General features: G+C 64.4%; 17 protein-coding genes. 8 read left to right on the top strand and 9 right to left on the bottom strand.

The window, feature by feature from the left end; all coding sequences use genetic code 11:
* Positions 1-6: 6 nt before the first annotated feature.
* The 6 genes from RBA41_RS16045 to RBA41_RS16070 all read right to left on the bottom strand — a co-directional run bounded on the left by RBA41_RS16045 (position 7) and on the right by RBA41_RS16070 (position 6,617).
* Positions 7-786 (bottom strand): SDR family oxidoreductase, encoded by a 780-nt coding sequence (locus RBA41_RS16045; protein ID WP_306625079.1) that lies wholly within the window; start codon positions 784-786, stop codon positions 7-9.
* 115 nt (positions 787-901) lie between these two features.
* On the bottom strand, positions 902-2,032 hold the full coding sequence (locus RBA41_RS16050; RefSeq protein ID WP_306625081.1) for an ABC transporter ATP-binding protein: 1,131 nt from the start codon (positions 2,030-2,032) through the stop codon (positions 902-904).
* Positions 2,033-2,065: 33 nt separating this feature from the next.
* On the bottom strand, positions 2,066-2,932 hold the full coding sequence (locus RBA41_RS16055; RefSeq protein ID WP_306625082.1) for a carbohydrate ABC transporter permease: 867 nt from the start codon (positions 2,930-2,932) through the stop codon (positions 2,066-2,068).
* Positions 2,922-3,776 (bottom strand): carbohydrate ABC transporter permease, encoded by an 855-nt coding sequence (locus RBA41_RS16060; protein ID WP_229413767.1) that lies wholly within the window; start codon positions 3,774-3,776, stop codon positions 2,922-2,924. Before RBA41_RS16060 ends, RBA41_RS16055 begins: the two co-directional genes overlap by 11 nt.
* 201 nt (positions 3,777-3,977) lie before the next feature.
* Positions 3,978-5,231 carry an ABC transporter substrate-binding protein gene (locus RBA41_RS16065; RefSeq protein WP_306625083.1) on the bottom strand — a complete coding sequence of 418 codons (1,254 nt, stop codon included), beginning with the start codon at positions 5,229-5,231 and terminating at the stop codon, positions 3,978-3,980.
* A gap of 102 nt (positions 5,232-5,333) precedes the next feature.
* Positions 5,334-6,617: a maltoporin gene (locus RBA41_RS16070; RefSeq protein WP_306625085.1), complete on the bottom strand. Its 1,284-nt coding sequence runs from the start codon at positions 6,615-6,617 to the stop codon at positions 5,334-5,336.
* Positions 6,618-7,053: 436 nt separating this feature from the next.
* Between RBA41_RS16070 and RBA41_RS16075 the strand changes: the two genes are divergently transcribed.
* The 6 genes from RBA41_RS16075 to RBA41_RS16100 all read left to right on the top strand — a co-directional run bounded on the left by RBA41_RS16075 (position 7,054) and on the right by RBA41_RS16100 (position 13,310).
* Positions 7,054-8,382 carry an ABC transporter substrate-binding protein gene (locus RBA41_RS16075; RefSeq protein ID WP_306625086.1) on the top strand — a complete coding sequence of 443 codons (1,329 nt, stop codon included), beginning with the start codon at positions 7,054-7,056 and terminating at the stop codon, positions 8,380-8,382.
* Positions 8,383-8,389: 7 nt separating this feature from the next.
* Entirely contained in the window at positions 8,390-9,103 is a 714-nt protein-coding gene (locus RBA41_RS16080) for a response regulator (RefSeq protein WP_306625219.1), read from the top strand.
* Complete coding sequence (locus RBA41_RS16085) at positions 9,096-10,562, top strand: ATP-binding protein (protein WP_306625087.1); 1,467 nt, start codon at positions 9,096-9,098, stop codon at positions 10,560-10,562. Before RBA41_RS16080 ends, RBA41_RS16085 begins: the two co-directional genes overlap by 8 nt.
* Positions 10,563-10,602: 40 nt before the next feature.
* Positions 10,603-11,751, top strand: a complete 1,149-nt coding sequence (locus RBA41_RS16090) for a class I SAM-dependent methyltransferase (protein ID WP_306625088.1) — start codon at positions 10,603-10,605, stop codon at positions 11,749-11,751.
* A gap of 119 nt (positions 11,752-11,870) precedes the next feature.
* Complete coding sequence (locus tag RBA41_RS16095) at positions 11,871-12,845, top strand: J domain-containing protein (protein WP_306625089.1); 975 nt, start codon at positions 11,871-11,873, stop codon at positions 12,843-12,845.
* A gap of 51 nt (positions 12,846-12,896) precedes the next feature.
* Positions 12,897-13,310 carry a lysozyme inhibitor LprI family protein gene (locus tag RBA41_RS16100; protein ID WP_306625090.1) on the top strand — a complete coding sequence of 138 codons (414 nt, stop codon included), beginning with the start codon at positions 12,897-12,899 and terminating at the stop codon, positions 13,308-13,310.
* Positions 13,311-13,403: 93 nt separating this feature from the next.
* Here the strand turns inward: RBA41_RS16100 and RBA41_RS16105 are convergent, their stop codons facing one another.
* Both RBA41_RS16105 and RBA41_RS16110 read right to left on the bottom strand, forming a co-directional pair.
* The gene (locus RBA41_RS16105) at positions 13,404-13,685 is read right to left on the bottom strand and encodes a type II toxin-antitoxin system RelE/ParE family toxin (protein ID WP_306625091.1); all 282 of its coding nucleotides are present in this window, start codon (positions 13,683-13,685) and stop codon (positions 13,404-13,406) included.
* Between the two features lie 9 nt (positions 13,686-13,694).
* A complete protein-coding gene (locus RBA41_RS16110; RefSeq protein WP_306625092.1) occupies positions 13,695-14,114 on the bottom strand; it encodes a ParC-related protein in 420 nt (139 codons plus the stop codon).
* Positions 14,115-14,248: 134 nt separating this feature from the next.
* On the opposite strand from RBA41_RS16110, the gene RBA41_RS16115 reads away from it, so the two are divergent.
* The gene (locus tag RBA41_RS16115; RefSeq protein WP_306625094.1) at positions 14,249-14,617 is read left to right on the top strand and encodes a hypothetical protein; all 369 of its coding nucleotides are present in this window, start codon (positions 14,249-14,251) and stop codon (positions 14,615-14,617) included.
* 148 nt (positions 14,618-14,765) lie between these two features.
* The gene (locus RBA41_RS16120; protein ID WP_306625095.1) at positions 14,766-15,350 is read left to right on the top strand and encodes a hypothetical protein; all 585 of its coding nucleotides are present in this window, start codon (positions 14,766-14,768) and stop codon (positions 15,348-15,350) included.
* A gap of 12 nt (positions 15,351-15,362) precedes the next feature.
* On the opposite strand, the gene RBA41_RS16125 is transcribed toward RBA41_RS16120, so the two are convergent.
* Complete coding sequence (locus RBA41_RS16125) at positions 15,363-15,869, bottom strand: chemotaxis protein CheW (RefSeq protein WP_099873737.1); 507 nt, start codon at positions 15,867-15,869, stop codon at positions 15,363-15,365.
* Positions 15,870-15,958 lie beyond the last annotated feature (89 nt).

Consider the following 15,958-nt stretch of genomic DNA (forward strand, 5'->3'; position numbering starts at 1 on the left):
GTTGTTTTATTTGGTAAGGAACATCACGTCGCGCTCCAGCGGCATCAGGTGCTGGCCGCCGTCGACCACCAGGGTGGTGCCGGTGACGGCGCGCGCGCCCGCCAGGTAGCACACCGCATCGACGATGTCGTCCGGCGTGCTCGATTGTCCCAGCGGCGTGGCCCGGTGGGCCTGGGCGAAACCGGCCTCGGTCTGATCGCCCGACAGCATGGTGATCCCGGGCGCCACGCCGACCACGCGCACCGTGGGCGCCAACGCTTGCGCGAGCATGCTGGTGGCGGTGTGCAGGGCGGCCTTGGACAGGGTGTACGACAGAAAATCGGGATTGAGGTTGTACAGCTTCTGGTCGAGCAGGTTGATGACGACCGCCTGCTCACCGGCTTGTGTGGCCGCGTGCAGGGCCTGGGCCAGCAGGATGGGCGCGGCCACGTTGGTCTGCATGTGGCGCGCCAGCAGCGCCGGCGAAAAATCGGCCGCGCTGTCGTAGTCGAATTGCGAGGCGTTGTTGACGATGCAGCCGAGCGGGCCCAGTTCGGCCACCGCGCGCGGCACCAGGGCGCGCACGCCGGCTTCGTCGGCCAGGTCGCATTGCAGCAGCGCGGCCCGCCGTCCCAGTGCGCGTACGGCGTCGGCGACCTCGCGCGCGTCCGCTTCCGAGCTGCGGTAGTGCAGCGCCACGTCCCAGCCGGCGCGCGCAAGGCCAAGCGCGATGGCGCGGCCGATGCGGCGTGCGGCGCCGGTCACAAGGGCGACCGGTTGACGTGGGGTGGATGCGGGTTGTTGCATAAATGAGCAGACTAATAGGCAGAAAAGCAGGCGGATCGGACGCCGTGCCGGCGCGAGCCGCTATTATCGCCTAAAGTTCGCTCAAGGTCCCCAAACGGGACCGTTTATGCTTCCTTTATGCCCCCATCCGTTGTTCCGTCGCCGGATCGAACAGAATCGCCTTGGACAGGTCGAAGGCGAGGTTGATGCGCTCACCCGGCATCGCGTGCGCGCGCGGGTGCGTGCGGCAGGTGGCGCGCACGCCGCCCACCCAGGTAAATACCAGCGTATCGGGACCGGTCGGCTCGGTCATCTCGACCAGGCAGGTCACTTCGGTCGGCTCGTAGCCGTCGTGGGCGCCCGACTGGCGCGCGCTCAGGGCGTCGGTCACGTGCTCGGGACGGATGCCGAGAATGACTTCGCGTCCGTGCCAGGCACCGTATTCCTTGCCGCCGGCCGGCAGCGGCAGCAGGGCGATGTCGCCATCGACATCGAGCGTGAAGGCGGTGCCGCCGTTGTGCTGCACCAGTTTGCCCTTCAAGAAATTCATCGACGGCGAGCCGATGAAACCGGCCACGTACAGGTTGTCCGGGCGGTCGTAGATCTCTTGCGGGCTGCCGTACTGCTGCACCACGCCGTCGCGCATGACGGCGATCTTGTCGCCCAGGGTCATCGCCTCGATCTGGTCGTGGGTGACGTAGACGATGGTGGTGCCCAGGCGCTGGTGCATCAGTTTGATCTCGGCGCGCATTTCCACGCGCAGCTTGGCGTCCAGGTTCGACAGCGGTTCGTCGAACAGGAACAGCGACGGGTCGCGCGCGATGGCACGGCCCATGGCCACGCGCTGGCGCTGGCCGCCCGACAGCAAGGCAGGTTTACGGTCGAGCAGGTGGGTCATCTGCAGCGTTTCCGCCACGCGCGCCACGATCTTTTCCTGTTCCGCCTTGGGCACCTTGCGGATGCCCAGCCCGAACGAGATATTCTCTCGCACCGTCATGGTCGGATACAGCGCGTACGACTGGAACACCATGGCGATGTCGCGCGACTTGGGCGGCACGTCGTTGACGACACGGTCGCCGATCAGGATCTCGCCTTCGGACACCGTCTCCAGCCCGGCGATCATGTTCAGCAAGGTCGACTTGCCGCAGCCGGAGCCGCCGACCAGGATCAGGAACTGGCCATCCTCGATCTCGAGGTTAATGCCTTTTAAGATTTCGGCGCCGTTCGGGTACACCTTGCGCACATTGCGAATCGATAAACTGGCCATCGTTGTGGTTCTCCTGCCTTGAATTAGTTGAAATCAGCCCTTGACCGCGCCCGCGGTCAGCCCGCGCACGAAGTATTTGCCAGCCACCAGGTACAGCCCCAGGGTCGGCAACGCGGCGATGATGGCGGCGGCCATGTTGACGTTGTATTCGGTGACGCCGGTCGAGGTGTTGACCAGGTTATTGAGCGCCACCGTGACTGGTTGCGCATCGGCGCCGCCGAACACCACGCCGAACAGGAAGTCGTTCCAGATCTGGGTGAACTGCCAGATGAAGCACACCATGAAGATCGGCAGCGACAGCGGAAAGATCACGCGGCGGTAGATGGTGAAAAAGCCTGCGCCGTCGATGCGCGCCGCGTTCACCAGTTCTTCCGGCACGGTGACGTAGTAGTTACGGAAGAACAGCGTGGTAAACGCCACCCCGTAGATGATGTGCACGATGACCAGGCCGGTGGTGGTGTTGGCCAGGCCGGCCATGCCGAGCAGGCGCGCCATCGGCAGGATCACGACCTGGAACGGGATGAAGCAGCCCACCATCAGGGCCGTGAACACCACGTTCGAGCCGCGAAAGCGCCAGTGCGCCAGCACGTAGCCGTTGAGGGAGCCGATCAGGCTCGAAATGAGCACCGCCGGTATCGTCATGCCGACCGAGTTCCAGAAGTAGGGCGCCAGGCCTTCGCAGCGCACGCCGGTGCAGGCGCCGCTCCAGGCGCGCGTCCAGGCTTCGGTGCTCGGTGCCAGCGGCAGGTCGAGGATGGTGCCGGTGCGGATCTGCTCGAGCGACTTGAACGAGGTGGTGAGCATCACGTACAGCGGCGCCAGGTAGTACAGCGCCACGAGGGTGAGCAGCACGTAGATGAAAATACGTCCCGGGGTGAGCTGCTTCTGATCAGCGTCCATGGCGCGCTCCTTTGGTTTCGAGGTACATGAGTGGCACCAGTACCGCCAGCACGGTGGCCAGCATCATCATGGCCGACGCCGCGCCCAGGCCCAGCTGGCCGCGCGTGAACGAGAACTGGTACATGAAAATGGCCGGCACGTCGGACGAGGTGCCCGGCCCGCCGGCGGTCAGCGCCATCACCAGGTCGAAGCTCTTGATGGCGATGTGCGACAGCACCAGCAGCACGCTGAAGAACACCGGCCGCAGCGCGGGAATGACGATGCGCAGGTAGATCGTGGGCAGGCTGGCGCCATCGACCATGGCGGCCTTGATGATGGCGTCATCCACGCCGCGCAAACCGGCCAGGAACAGCGCCATCACAAAACCCGACGACTGCCACACGCCGGCGATGACGACCGTGTAGATCGACATCTCGGAGTCGACCAGCCAGTCGAGCCTAGCGTTGACGAAACCCCAGTCGTGCAGCATTTTTTCCAGCCCGAGGCCGGGATTGAGAATCCACTTCCACGCCGCGCCGGTCACGATGAACGACAGCGCCATCGGGTACAGGTAGATCGCGCGCAGGGCGCCCTCGGCGCGGATGCGCTGGTCGAGCAGGATCGCGATCGACAGGCCGATGGCCAGGCACAGCAAGATGAACAGGCCGCCGAAGATGCCCAGGTTGGCCGCCGCGGTCCACCAGCGATCGAGGCCGAACAGGGCGGTGTACTGGCCGAAGCCGGCGTACTCGAAGCGCGGCATCATGCGCGATTCGGTCAGCGACAGGAAGGCGGTGAGCACGATGAAGCCGTACACGAACACCAGCGACATCAGGATGGTGGGCGCCAGCACCAGGCGCGCCATCCAGGCGTCGACGCGGGCGGCCCAGCGGCCGGGAACCGCGGGGGCGCGCGTGCGCGCCTGCGGCCCCGGACTGGAAGTCAGGGAGGAAGCGGACATGAATAGATCTCCAAAAGACGGATGCAGGCCGGCGCCAAATGCGGCGGGCCGGGCTGACGGGTGCGCGCGCGGCCGTGAGCCGCGCGCGGGGGTGCTACAAGAGGCTTACTGCGTCTTTGCTGCCTTGGCCAGGGCCTGCACGGCTGCCTGCGGAGTCATGGTGGAGTTCATGAACTTGGCCACCACGTCCTGGATCGCGCCGGCCTTGGCCGAATCGAGCGCCATGCCGTGCGCCAGGCTCGGCAGCAGGGCGTTGCCCTTGTTGCTGGTCGCCATGTCATCCATCGACTTGGTGGCGCAGCTGTCGAACTTGGTGCGGGCGATGTTGGCGCGCGCCGGGATCGAACCCTTGTTCAGGTTGAACACTTCCTGGAATTCCGGGCTCATCACGGCCGACGCCAGGGTCAGCTGGGCTTTCTGCTCTTCCGGATTCTTGACCGTGAACATGGCCAGCGAATCGATGTTGAAGGTGAACGATTTCTCGGTGCCCGGCGCGGCGACGCACAGGAAGTCCTTGCCCGCAACCTTGCCGGCGGCGGTGAATTCGCCTTTGGCCCAGTCGCCCATGAACTGCATGCCGGCCTTGCCGTTGATGACCATGGCGGTTGCCAGGTTCCAGTCGCGGCCTGCGGCATCCTTGTCGATGTAGGTCTTGATCTTCGCCAGCGTTTCAAACGACTTGATCATGGTCGGGCTGGTCAGGCTGGCCTGGTCGAGCTTGACCAGCGACTTGTTGTAGAAGTCGGCGCCGCCGACGCCCAGCACGACCGTTTCAAAGATGGTCGTGTCCTGCCATGGCTGGCCGCCGTGGGCGATCGCCACCAGGCCGGCTTTCTTGATCTTGTCGGCCGCGGCGAAGAATTCGTCGAAGTTGGTCGGGGTCTTGGCGCCGGCCTTGGCCAGTACCGCAGGGTTGATCCACAGCCAGTTGACGCGGTGCACATTGACCGGCGCGGCGACGTAGTGGCCCTTGTATTTCATCACGTTGGAGATGACCGGCGGCAGCAGGCTGTCCCATTTGCCGGCCGTGGCCGCGCTGTCGATATTGGCCAGCACGCCTTCATTGCCCCATTCCTGGATGGCCGGGCCCTTGATCTGGGCCGCGGTCGGCGGGCTGCTGGCGATCACGCGCGCTTTCAGGGCGGTGGTGGCGTTTTCGCCGGCGCCGCCAGCGACCGCGAAGTCTTTCCAGACCACCCCCTTCGCTTCCATCATTTTTTTCAGTTCGGCAATCGATTTGGCTTCGCCGCCGGAAGTCCAGTAGTGCAGCACTTCGACTTGCGGTGCGGCTTGCGCCACGCCGGCCAGGGTGGCCAGGCCGGCCGCGGCCAGGAAGAACTTGAGTTGTTTGATTTTCATCTGGTTCGTCTCCAACGATTTTTTGATTTGACTGCGAGTGTGACTGCGTCGATCTCGGTGCGCGGGGTCAGCCGCGCACCATTGCTGCTCGATTTCCTGCTGTTACCACCAAGCTTCCAGGTGGACGCCATACGAGGTGCCGCTGGTCTTGTCGCCATACACCGGGCCGCCGTTGTTGAAGGCATTCACGGCGCCCTTGGCGGCGTCGTTCCATTTGCCGTAGCTGACGAAGGCGCGCAGTTCCGGACGGGCGTAGTAGTCGCGGCCCAGGCTGATGGTCGGGGCGATGGTCAGCTTGGTCAGGCGCTGGGCGGAAGGATTGAGCTTGTCTTTCAGGCGCGTTACGCCCAGTTCCGCCTGCATCTTGAAGTTTTCAGCCAGGGCGTACGCAGGGCGCGCGCCGACGGTGGTCCAGGTGCTGCTGCCGCCCAGGTCCGACTTGTCGCGCTGGTACAAGGCCACGAATTCCATGCTGAAGTCGCGCGTCGGCTGGATCACGATATCGTTGAACACGCGCACGCGGGTGACGTCCGAATCGAGCAGGGTGCTGCCGGAAGGGCCGATACGGGCGCAGCAAGGACCGTTGATGCCGGTGCCAGGGCCGACGCCGTACTGCACGCCGAAGGTGTTGCCGCCGCCGAGGATCTTGGCCTGGCGGTGGAACAGCGAGACCTGGTAGCCGTCGTGGGTCTTGACGTTGTTGTTGTCGTCCTGGGCATGGATCAGGCTGACAGCGATGTCCAGGGTGCCGTTCGGGTTGACCGGCAAGCCTTCGTACACGATGTTCTGGCGCAGTGCGGAATTGGTGCTGCGCAGGGTGCGCACGCCGGTCAGCGGGTCGGTGGCGTAGACGTTGTCGTCGTTGTCCTTGAACAGGGCGTAGCTGATCTTGCCCGGGCCGACAGGGTAGCCGTCGACGCCGCCGCCGGTGCCGTTCATGTTGATGTACTGCATGTCCAGCATGTGGATATCAGGACGGTAGTAGTGACGCTTACCGGCCCAGATGATGCCGCCGTTCATGAACGGCAGGTTTTTCGCTTCCACATAGGCTTTCGAGACGGCCAGTTTGGCGTCGCCGAAGTCCGAGCTGTTCTTGTAAGCGTCGACCCAGAAGGTGCCGACGAAGGTGGCGCCGTTGCTGGCCTTGGCCAGGGCGTGGGTGTAGCCGAATTCGGTGAAGCTGTCGCACTCGTTGCCGAGGCGGTAAGACATGGTGATGCCGCCCAGGCCGTAGCAGCTTTGCGAGCCGCCGTTGGTGGCCGAGCCGACGCCTGCGCGCAGGTAACCGTGGAAGCCCTCGGTCTCATGGTCCCCGGCGACGGCGGCGCTGCTGGCGAAAGCGAGCAGCAATGCAGTTGCTAATGTACTCAAAGTAATGCGTTTCATTTAGTCTCCTTATTAGTATGTAAAGTAGCGGGGCGAGGTGGCGCTACCTTGATCAGCACGCTTGCGGCACTGTTGCGTCGACATCCCGGCCACCTTAAAGCGTGTTCAAGCGACAACGTGGGCGACAGTAGCATCGGCTCGCAAAAAAGTGCGATTGGCGAACAATCGCCCCTTGTAACATTCCAAGTGCTTGATTTGTAAGGAAAGCGCCATTTTCGCGCTGTTGAGCTTGCAACATATCTTTACAATCGCGGCGCGCGGGAATTCACGTTCGCTCACTCTGCCGTAGCGCCGAAAATACCGATCAATCCGGACGGCGCCGCCTGCAACAAAACGAAACAATTCGCAAAATAACTTTGCAAATCGCTGTAGTAAAATTACATTTTTTGTGCAGTTTTTTCGTTATACACTGTCCCGCAAACAGGAGGGCGTGATAGTGGCGAAAGCGACAACGGGTAAAGTGCCCCGGGAGGCAGGCGCGCGCGGCAGGCGCTTGCTGGCCGCGCTGGCGCTTGCCGTGCTGGTTCTGCCGGTTCCGGCCAGGGCGGAGGCCAAGGCCAAGGCCGAGGCCAGGCCCGCGCCCGAGTCGCTGCAGGTGCTGCACTGGTGGCAGTCGGCCAGCGAGCGGCGCGCGGTCGACCTGCTGGCCGAGCGCCTGGGCCAGCAGCACGTGCAGTGGCGCGACGCCATGGTGCCGGGCGGCTCGGGCATCGGCGCCGGCATCGTCCTGCGCAGCCGGGTGCTGGCCAAGGATGCCCCGGAAGTCGCCCAGCTCAATGGTATCGTGATCCGCGACTGGGCCCGGCTCGGTTTGCTGGCCGACCTGGACCAGGTGGCCGCGCGCGGCGACTGGGAGCGCCAGCTGTTGCCCGGTATTGCGGCCCTGATCCGCCCCGGCCAGCATGTGGTGGCGGCCCCGCTCGGCATTCACCGGATCAATATCCTGTTTCACAACCGCGCCCTGTTCGCCCGTCACGGCTTGAGCGCGCCGGTTACCTGGCCCGATTTCGAGCGCGCCGCCGCCGTGCTGGCGCGCGCCGGCGTGACGCCGCTGGCGCAAAGCAGCGAACCGTGGCAGGTCGCCACCCTGTTCGAGACCCTGGTGCTGGCCGAGGGCGGGGCGGCATATTTCCGCCAGCTGTTCCAGCAGCGCGAGCCGGCCGCGTTCGCCGATCCGCGCCTGGGCCGCGCCCTGACGCGCCTGCGCGGCCTTAAAAAGTGGATGGGTACGCCGGTGCGCGAACTGAGCTGGGCGGAAGAAGTGCGCCAGGTGGCCGACGGCAGCGCCGGCATGCTGGTCATGGGCGACTGGGCCAAGGGCGAGCTCAACGCCCTGGGATTGCACAGCGACCGCGATATCGGCTGCGGCGCCGTGCCCGGCACGGCCGCCTTTCACCTGTATAACGTCGACATGCTCAGCATGCTGGCCGAGCGCCCGGCCCAGCGCGCCTCGCAGGAAACGCTGGCGGCCATGGTCATGCAGCCGGCCCTGCAGCGCGACTACAGCCGCGTCAAGGGCTCGGTGCCGGTACTGCGCGCGCCCGACCTGGCTTCCATGGATGCCTGCGCGCGCGCTTCCTGGACCCTGTTCGCCACGTCCCCGGCCGGGCAGGTGCCGAGCATGGTGCACCGCATGGCCACCGACGAAACCGCACGCGACGCCATGGTGGCCGAGCTGCACCGCTTTTTTCTTAACGAACGCGTCAGCGTCGCCGATACCCAACGCCGTCTGGGCGTGATCGGCCGCCGCCCGCAAGACAGGTAAGCTACACATAATGCGAAACATCCTCATCGTCGACGATGACCAGAAGATCAGGACCCTGCTCAAGACTTACCTGGAAAAGAACCAGTACTCGGTCACCCTGGCCCACAACGGCGCGTCCTTCTTCACCGAATTCAACCGCAGCGTGGACACCCTGTCGCTGGTCATTCTCGACGTCATGCTGCCCGACACCGACGGCTTTGCCTTGTGCCAGGCAGTGCGGCGCCGCTCGAACGTGCCGATCATCATGCTCACCGCCAGTTCCGACGAAGCCGACCGCGTGGTCGGGCTGGAACTGGGCGCCGACGACTATATTTCCAAGCCGCACAGCCCGCGCGAGCTGCTGGCGCGCATCAAGGCGATCCACCGCCGCACCGGCATGGAAGCGGCTGCGCCGCCGCGCTACCACCGTTTCGGCGGCTTTACCATCGACACGGTCGAGCGCAGCGTGGTCGACCATATCGGCACGCCGGTGCCGCTGTCGGGGCTCGATTTCCAGCTGCTCAAGTATTTTATCGACCACGCCGGCGAAATCCTCGACCGCAGCGTGCTGTGCGAAGCCACGCGCGGGCGCGACGCCGGGCCGTTCGACCGCTTCCTCGATGTGCAGATCAGCCGCCTGCGCCTGCGTTTCAACGATTGCGGCAAGCAGCCGTGGCTGATCAAGACCGTGCGCGGCGCCGGCTACGTGTTCGCCGCCAGCGTCATCAGCAGCCATGAATAAACGTCCGCGCGGCTGGGCGCGCTGCCTGCCGCAGTCGCTGCTCGGACGGCTGACCTTGCTGATGGTGGCCGGCGTGATGCTGACCCAGCTGGCCGGCAACTACATCTGGGCCAGCCAGCGCCGCGCCGAGTCCCAGGTCGAGGTGGCCAACGCCGCCCAGCAGCTCGGCCACAGCGCCGCCAGCGCGGTGCGCTTTTTCCTCAGCCTGCCGCCGAATTACCGGCCCCTGATCATCCAGCAGTTCGGCGAAATGGGCGGCACCCGCTTCTTCGTCAGCCTGAACCGCGCCGCGGTGCCGGCCGAAAGCATCGGGCCGCAGCCGCTGGCCGATATCGCGCTCGCCACCGTCCAGTCCACCCTGCACGCCGACCTGCCCAACAACCGCAATGTGCGCGTCGCTTTTGTGTGGCCCGAGCACCTGGTGGTGGCCGACGACGGCACCCGCCTGTCGGCCCTGCCGGAGAGCCGGGTGCGCCAGATCGTGCTGGCCAAGCCGGCCCCGGTGCTGCTGATGCAGGTGGAAATGGAACCGGGCCACTGGCTGTACCTGGCCACCCTGATGCCCAGTCCCTATTTTCTCGACAGCGGCAAGCTGTTTACGCGCGACCACCTGCTGCTGCACGCGCTGTCGCTGCTGGCGGTGGTGATGCTGTCGATTCCCGTGGTGCGCTGGACCACGCGCCCGCTGGCGGCGCTGTCGGAAGCGGCCACCGCGTTCGGCAACGGCGAGCGCATGCCGGCCCTGCCGGAGACCGGCAGCCGCGAATTCGTCAACACCGCGCGCGCCTTCGGCGCCATGCGCGAGCGCATCGGGCGCTACATCGACGACCGCGAACGCCTGTTCGTGTCGATCTCGCACGATTTGCGCACCCCCATCATGCGCCTCAAGCTGCGCGCCGAACTGCTCGACGACGACACCTTGCGCGCCGAATTCCATGAAGATATCGACGAACTGGAAATGATGGTCAAGGGCGCGCTCCAGTGCGTCAAGGACAGCGATATCCACGAAACCCCGACCGAAATCCGGCTCGACGCCTTTTTGGCGCGCATGGTGCGCGGCGCCCAGCTGGCCGGGCACGAAGTCTCGTTCGCCCCGACCGGCCTGTCGGTGACGGCCAAGCCGCTGGCGCTCAAGCGCGCCATCGGCAACCTCTTGGAGAACGCGCTGCACTATGGCGAACGGGCCCAGATCGCGGTGCGCGCGGTCGGTTCCAGCATCCGCATCGCCGTGCGCGACCACGGTCCCGGCGTGCCGGAAGACGCCCTGGCCCAGCTATTCGAGCCGTATGTACGCCTCGAACACGGGCGCAAGCAAAACAGCAGCGGCATGGGGCTGGGACTGGGCATCGCGCGCGGCATCGCCCAGGCCCACGGCGGCCAGCTGCTGCTGCAGAACGCCGAGGGCGGCGGCTTTTGCGCCACCCTGGTGCTGCCCAACGCGTCCGGGGGCGCCGGCTGAACGGATTGTTCACTGCGGCCGTTGTCGCTACAATGCCCGGATGTCCCTTCCTGTCCCCGATAGCGACGCGCTGGCCGCGTCCCACGCCCTGCAAAACCTGATTGCCGCCGAGATCGAGCGGCACGACGGCGCGATTTCCTTTGCCCGCTTCATGGAGCTGGCCCTGTACGCGCCAGACCTGGGCTACTACACCGGCGGCGCCGCCAAGCTGGGCGCGGCGGGCGACTTTGTCACCGCGCCCGAAATCAGTTCCCTGTTCGGGGCCGCGCTGGCGCAGGTGGCCGCGCCGCTCATGGCGCAAAGCGCACCGGCGATCCTGGAATTCGGCGCCGGCACCGGCAAGCTGGCGCGCGACGTGCTCACCGCGCTGGCGGCCGATGGCGTGCCGGTGGCGAGCTACGCGATCATGGAACTGTCGGGCGAACTGCGCGCGCGCCAGCAGGAAGCGCTAAAAGACTTCCCCCAGGTGCGCTGGCTGGACGACTTCCCGCCCGCCTTCGACGGCGTGGTGCTGGCCAACGAAGTGCTCGATGCCATGCCGGTGGCGCTGGTGCGCAAGGATGCGGGGCTGTGGCGCGAGCTGACGGTCACGGTGGAGCAGGGCGAGTTCGCCTGGCTGCCGCGCGTGCCCGACGCCGCGCTGGCGGCCCAGATCGGGCGCCAGATTCCGGACGCCGACCTGCTGCCGGACGGCTACCTGACCGAGGTCCATCCCGTGGCCTGCGGGTTCATGGGGTCGCTGGCGCGCATGTTCGGCACCGGAACGGGCGCCGCCATCCTGCTCGACTACGGTTTTCCGGCGCACGAGTTCTATCTCGACCAGCGGATCGGCGGCACCCTGATGTGCCACTACCGCCACCACGCTCATCCCGAGCCGTTCTACCTGCCCGGTTTGCAGGACATCACCGCCCACGTCGACTTCACCGCCATGGCGCTGGCCGCCCAGGATGCCGGACTCGACGTGCTGGCCTACATGAACCAGGCCTCGTTCCTGCTCGGCGCCGGCATCGGCGAACTGCTGCTGCGGCACGACCCGTCCGATCCGATGCGCTACCTGCCCCAGTCGAAGGCCCTGCAAAAACTGGTTTCCCCGGCCGAAATGGGTGAACTGTTCAAGGTGCTGGTGGTGGGACGCGGCGTGGCCCTGCCCGAGGCGGTGGCGCGGGCCGACCGCAGCCACCGCCTGTAGAGCATCTGGCAACTTGCCTTGCCGCTACAATGACGATGAAGGTGTTACGCCGGGCGGGCTTGCCGGCGTGACGACATCGGCTATCATGGACGACTGCCCGCTTCCCCGACCCGACGACAATGGCCAAGATCCACACACATTATGACAACCTGAAGGTGGCGCGCCTGGCGCCGCAGGAAGTCATTCGTGCCGCCTACAAGGCCTTGAGCCAGAAATATCATCCCGACAAGAATCCCGGCGACGAGAAGGCCGCGCGCATCATGGCGATCCTCAACAGCGCCTACGGCACCTTGTCCGACCCGGTGCGGCGCAAGGAGCACGACGAGTGGATCGCGGCCGAGGAATGGGAAATCGAATGGCTGGAGAGCACCCGTACCGAGGACGGCCGCGACAAGCCGCGCCATGAAGCGGCGCCGGCGTGGGATGCGGCGCCGGTCGAGGTGGTGGCGCCGTACCGGGCCGTGCGCGATCCGCGCTGGTGGTTCGGGCTGATGCTGTTTTTCGGCCTCGGGTGCGCGGCCGGCGTCTTGTTCATGGACCAGGAGCGCGCGGTGCCGGTGCCGGTGGTGCTGGCGTCGGCGTTGGAAATGCCGCGCGCGGGGGCGTCCGCGCGCGCCGGGCCGCCGGCCGACGCGCGCGTCGACAGCTGGGCGGTGGCCAAGCCGCACGTGGCCGACGCCGGCCAGCGCCCGCCCGATATCCGCGCGCTTGGCGTGACCGAACTGGTGGTACCGGCACGGGTGGCCGACTGCGAGACCGAACTGCATTCGCTGATCGCGCCCAACGGCGAGCCGTGGCCGGCGCAGTCGGGCTATGTGGACGGTTTCCCGATCGGCAACCAGGGGCCGGAAACCCAGATCAGCATCGACAACACGCGCAACGGCTCGCCGGTGCTGGTCAAGATTTTCGATCTCGACCGGCGCTCGAACGTGCGCCATGTGTACGTGCTGGCGCGCGACACGTTCGTGGCCGACCGCCTGGCGGCCGGCAAGTACGAAGTGCGCTACCAGAATGTGGACGTGGGCGGCAGCCAGGCCGAATGCGTGGGACGGCGCAAGCAGGCGGCCGCGGCGCGTCCTCTTGATCCGGGTTGAACCGGATTTTTTTTCATCCCGGGTGCGCCCGGAGTTGCCTGGATTTTGCCCATGACCGTATTACGAACGATGATGTTGCTGGCGCTGGCCGCCGGCGCCGTATCCACCGTCACCGCCGCCGCGCCGGAGGGCGCGCCGGCTACCGCGCGCGGCAAGCAGTACGAGCGCTGCATGGACAAAGCGGTCAGCAATGTTGACATGCAGGAGTGCATGTCGGCCCAGTACGCACTGGAGGACAAGCGCCTCAATGTCGCGTACCGGGCGCTGATGGCGCGTCAGCCAGCAGCGCGCAAAAAAGAGCTCCAGGAAGTCCAGCGGCTGTGGCTGAAATACACCGAGGCTAACTGCGGGTTTTATGGCGATCCCGATGGCGGCACGGCGGCGCGCCTGGCCGCCCATGAATGCGCTGTCAGCGCACGCGCGGTACGGGCGAGCGAGCTGGAGGAACTGGCGGGCGTTCGCTAAGAAGCTGGCCAGCTATCCGATTCGTACAAAAGGCGGCTGGAACGGCTGTGTTCTACCCAAAAATTAGAGATTTCCGTGAGCGAGTTGGCGTCCTCACTCGGCGTGCCACTGCTGTGCTGTGTGCTTGATCCGCAAGACTTCGACCTTCGTGGATAGCACGCGGTAAATAATGAGGTAGTGTTCGTGGGCGACCAATTCGTAAGTGCCGCGTTTGTGGCCGGGGCGGCCGATACGTGGATGGGTGGCGAGGGGAAGAACCTTGCTCTCGATAAGGTCGATCATTTTGCCCGCATTCGTCGGGCTGTCCTTGGAAATGAACTGGCCTATTTTGATCAAATCTTTGATAGCCTGTTTTTTCCAGTGGATCGCATGCATATGCTCCCCTTACGAGAGCTTCACTGCGGCGCGGATCTGACGCATCGCCTCGTCATGGAGGACGCTGGGGCTGGTATCGTCAATTGCTTCCTGCACCTCTGCCTTGAGCCATTCGACATAGGCGGTGGAATGCGAGTCCTTCGTCGCGGGAGGGAGGTCCGGACGCATGGTGTCGGCGATCATGGCAGGACCAAAGTTGACTGCATCCACATCGAAATGCACGATCCCGATATCTTTGAGGTAGGCGGCCAACGTATCGAGCTTGGGAAAAATGCGTACCCGCCCGCCGGGCAGATCAGAAAGCGCTTGTTCGGACTTGCCGTGCGTCACGAGTATGCGCCAGCCATCCGCTTGCCCGACTACGCGCGCGCTGCTTACCATCCCCGACCCCGCCAAGCCAGCAAGCGTCGTGTGGTCGATGATATCCATGATGTACTCCATAATTTGCGTGACTGCTACCGGATGAATTATCCGCAAATGAAATACGATTGCAAGCGCCACGCTGGATGCGTGAGTATCCCGACCGTTCACCGCCACACGAGCAACTTCAAAGGTGACATATCGTGAACCAAATCATCGAAGCGCGGCAACTGATCGATCAGGCTTGGCAACGCCTGGAGCACTGGGACAGCAACATTGCCGCCGCTCAGGCGCTGCTCGAGCACGCCCGCGCCAGCCATCCGCATGATCCGCAAGTACTGACCTGCCTCGGCGCGCTGCTGTGCGACCGCGCGCTGTACCGCGAGGCCGAAACCGTGCTGCGCGAAGCGCTGGCGTGGGGATCGCTTGATCGCCACACCACATTCAATCTGGCGGTGGCGGTGTTCAATACCGGCACGCGCAGGCAGGCGCTGGCGTTGTTCGGGGCTGCGGCCAAACTGCAACCGTCGGCCATCACCTGGGCCGCCTATTTTGATCCGCATGGAACCTGAAGCGGACGACTGTGGGAACCGCGCCTCATTCATCCCTATGTACAACGCAACTCGAACGTCTGGCACTGCGACTCAGAATATGCTCATAACGAAATGGGAAGTCGGTAAGTATCACGATGGGTGGAGTGATGGATTTCACCGAATTGTATTGCACACTCGCAAGGTCAAGACGGATTTTCATCTTGCCAGGGCAACAGTAGAGCGACTCGATTCGGGAGAGCAAATCGGCGGTGTCCAAAAATCCGGTGCCACGCCAGAACTGGCCTTTCGTTCTCTCGCAGCGACCTTGGATGAGTATGTTGCCAGTTTTCCACAGCCCCCTGCCGAATGGGGGCGGTTGGAATTGCGGAGCCTGCAAGTTGACTACAGGAAGTTCAATGATGAGCTAACGAGCATCCTCGTGAAGTTGCAAAAGCTGCGAGCGAACGGTCACTTGTCTGAGTCGAATTTGCATGACCTGTATTGGAAAAACAGGAATTTCTCCGTCAAAAACATTGGCACCCTTACGCATCGGTTGGCAGTGATATCCGAGCAAGATCGCATTGATTTGATGACATCGCCAGACGATGTGTACAGGAATCTTACTAATCCCTGGAATCTGGATGACTATGATAATAGGGCTTCGCTGTTCGAGTTCATCGTTAACCCCTCTGATCAAGTTTTAGCCGCGCATGAAGTTCACGAAGCAAGGGCAATGAGGTCGCTCCCACCAGACGTCCACGGACCAATCTAGATTTCCTGGCGGTCAGCTCGCCAAGGACTCGATCAGCCCCATGTCGCTCGACGACATCAGTTTGTCGATATCGACCAGAATCAGCATGCGCTCGTCGATCGTGCCCAGCCCGATCAGGTAGTCGCTGCCGAACGCGGTGCCCATTTCCGGCGCCGGCTTGACTTGCTCGGGGGTCAAGGTGGTCACGTCGCTCACGCTGTCGACCACCATGCCCATCACGCGCCCGGAAATATTAAGGATGATGACCACGGTGAACTGGTCGTACACCGGCGTGCCGAGATTGAACTTGATGCGCATGTCGACCACGGGAATGATGATGCCGCGCAGGTTGATCACGCCCTTGATGAACTCGGGCGCGTTGGCAATCCGCGTCACCGCCTCATAGCCCCGGATTTCCTGTACCTTGAGGATGTCGATCCCGTACTCTTCCGAGCCGAGCGTGAAGGCGAGAAACTCGTGGCCCGCGATGTCCTTGCCGGATGGCCCGCCACCGGCTACAGTCGAAGAAGGAACTTGCATGGTGTCTCCCTGTCAAAGTAGCGCCGCGGCGGACGCCTGTGCTGTCAAAGAGTAGCAGATGCCGCGCCAAATGACGAGCGGTGCTGTTG

It is taken from the genome of Massilia scottii (assembly GCF_030846495.1).
Taxonomy (GTDB): domain Bacteria; phylum Pseudomonadota; class Gammaproteobacteria; order Burkholderiales; family Burkholderiaceae_D; genus Telluria_A; species Telluria_A violaceinigra.

What these genes read in the sequence shown, in the direction of transcription:
- RBA41_RS16045 (WP_306625079.1), bottom strand. Translation starts at nt 786, where the DNA reads ATGCAACAACCCGCATCCACCCCACGTCAACCGGTCGCCCTTGTGACC.
- RBA41_RS16050 (WP_306625081.1), bottom strand. Translation starts at nt 2,032, where the DNA reads ATGGCCAGTTTATCGATTCGCAATGTGCGCAAGGTGTACCCGAACGGC.
- RBA41_RS16055 (WP_306625082.1), bottom strand. Translation starts at nt 2,932, where the DNA reads ATGGACGCTGATCAGAAGCAGCTCACCCCGGGACGTATTTTCATCTAC.
- RBA41_RS16060 (WP_229413767.1), bottom strand. Translation starts at nt 3,776, where the DNA reads ATGGCGCGCCTGGTGCTGGCGCCCACCATCCTGATGTCGCTGGTGTTC.
- RBA41_RS16065 (WP_306625083.1), bottom strand. Translation starts at nt 5,231, where the DNA reads ATGAAAATCAAACAACTCAAGTTCTTCCTGGCCGCGGCCGGCCTGGCC.
- RBA41_RS16070 (WP_306625085.1), bottom strand. Translation starts at nt 6,617, where the DNA reads ATGAAACGCATTACTTTGAGTACATTAGCAACTGCATTGCTGCTCGCT.
- RBA41_RS16085 (WP_306625087.1), top strand. Translation starts at nt 9,096, where the DNA reads ATGAATAAACGTCCGCGCGGCTGGGCGCGCTGCCTGCCGCAGTCGCTG.
- RBA41_RS16090 (WP_306625088.1), top strand. Translation starts at nt 10,603, where the DNA reads ATGTCCCTTCCTGTCCCCGATAGCGACGCGCTGGCCGCGTCCCACGCC.
- RBA41_RS16095 (WP_306625089.1), top strand. Translation starts at nt 11,871, where the DNA reads ATGGCCAAGATCCACACACATTATGACAACCTGAAGGTGGCGCGCCTG.
- RBA41_RS16100 (WP_306625090.1), top strand. Translation starts at nt 12,897, where the DNA reads ATGACCGTATTACGAACGATGATGTTGCTGGCGCTGGCCGCCGGCGCC.
- RBA41_RS16105 (WP_306625091.1), bottom strand. Translation starts at nt 13,685, where the DNA reads ATGCATGCGATCCACTGGAAAAAACAGGCTATCAAAGATTTGATCAAA.
- RBA41_RS16110 (WP_306625092.1), bottom strand. Translation starts at nt 14,114, where the DNA reads ATGGATATCATCGACCACACGACGCTTGCTGGCTTGGCGGGGTCGGGG.
- RBA41_RS16125 (WP_099873737.1), bottom strand. Translation starts at nt 15,869, where the DNA reads ATGCAAGTTCCTTCTTCGACTGTAGCCGGTGGCGGGCCATCCGGCAAG.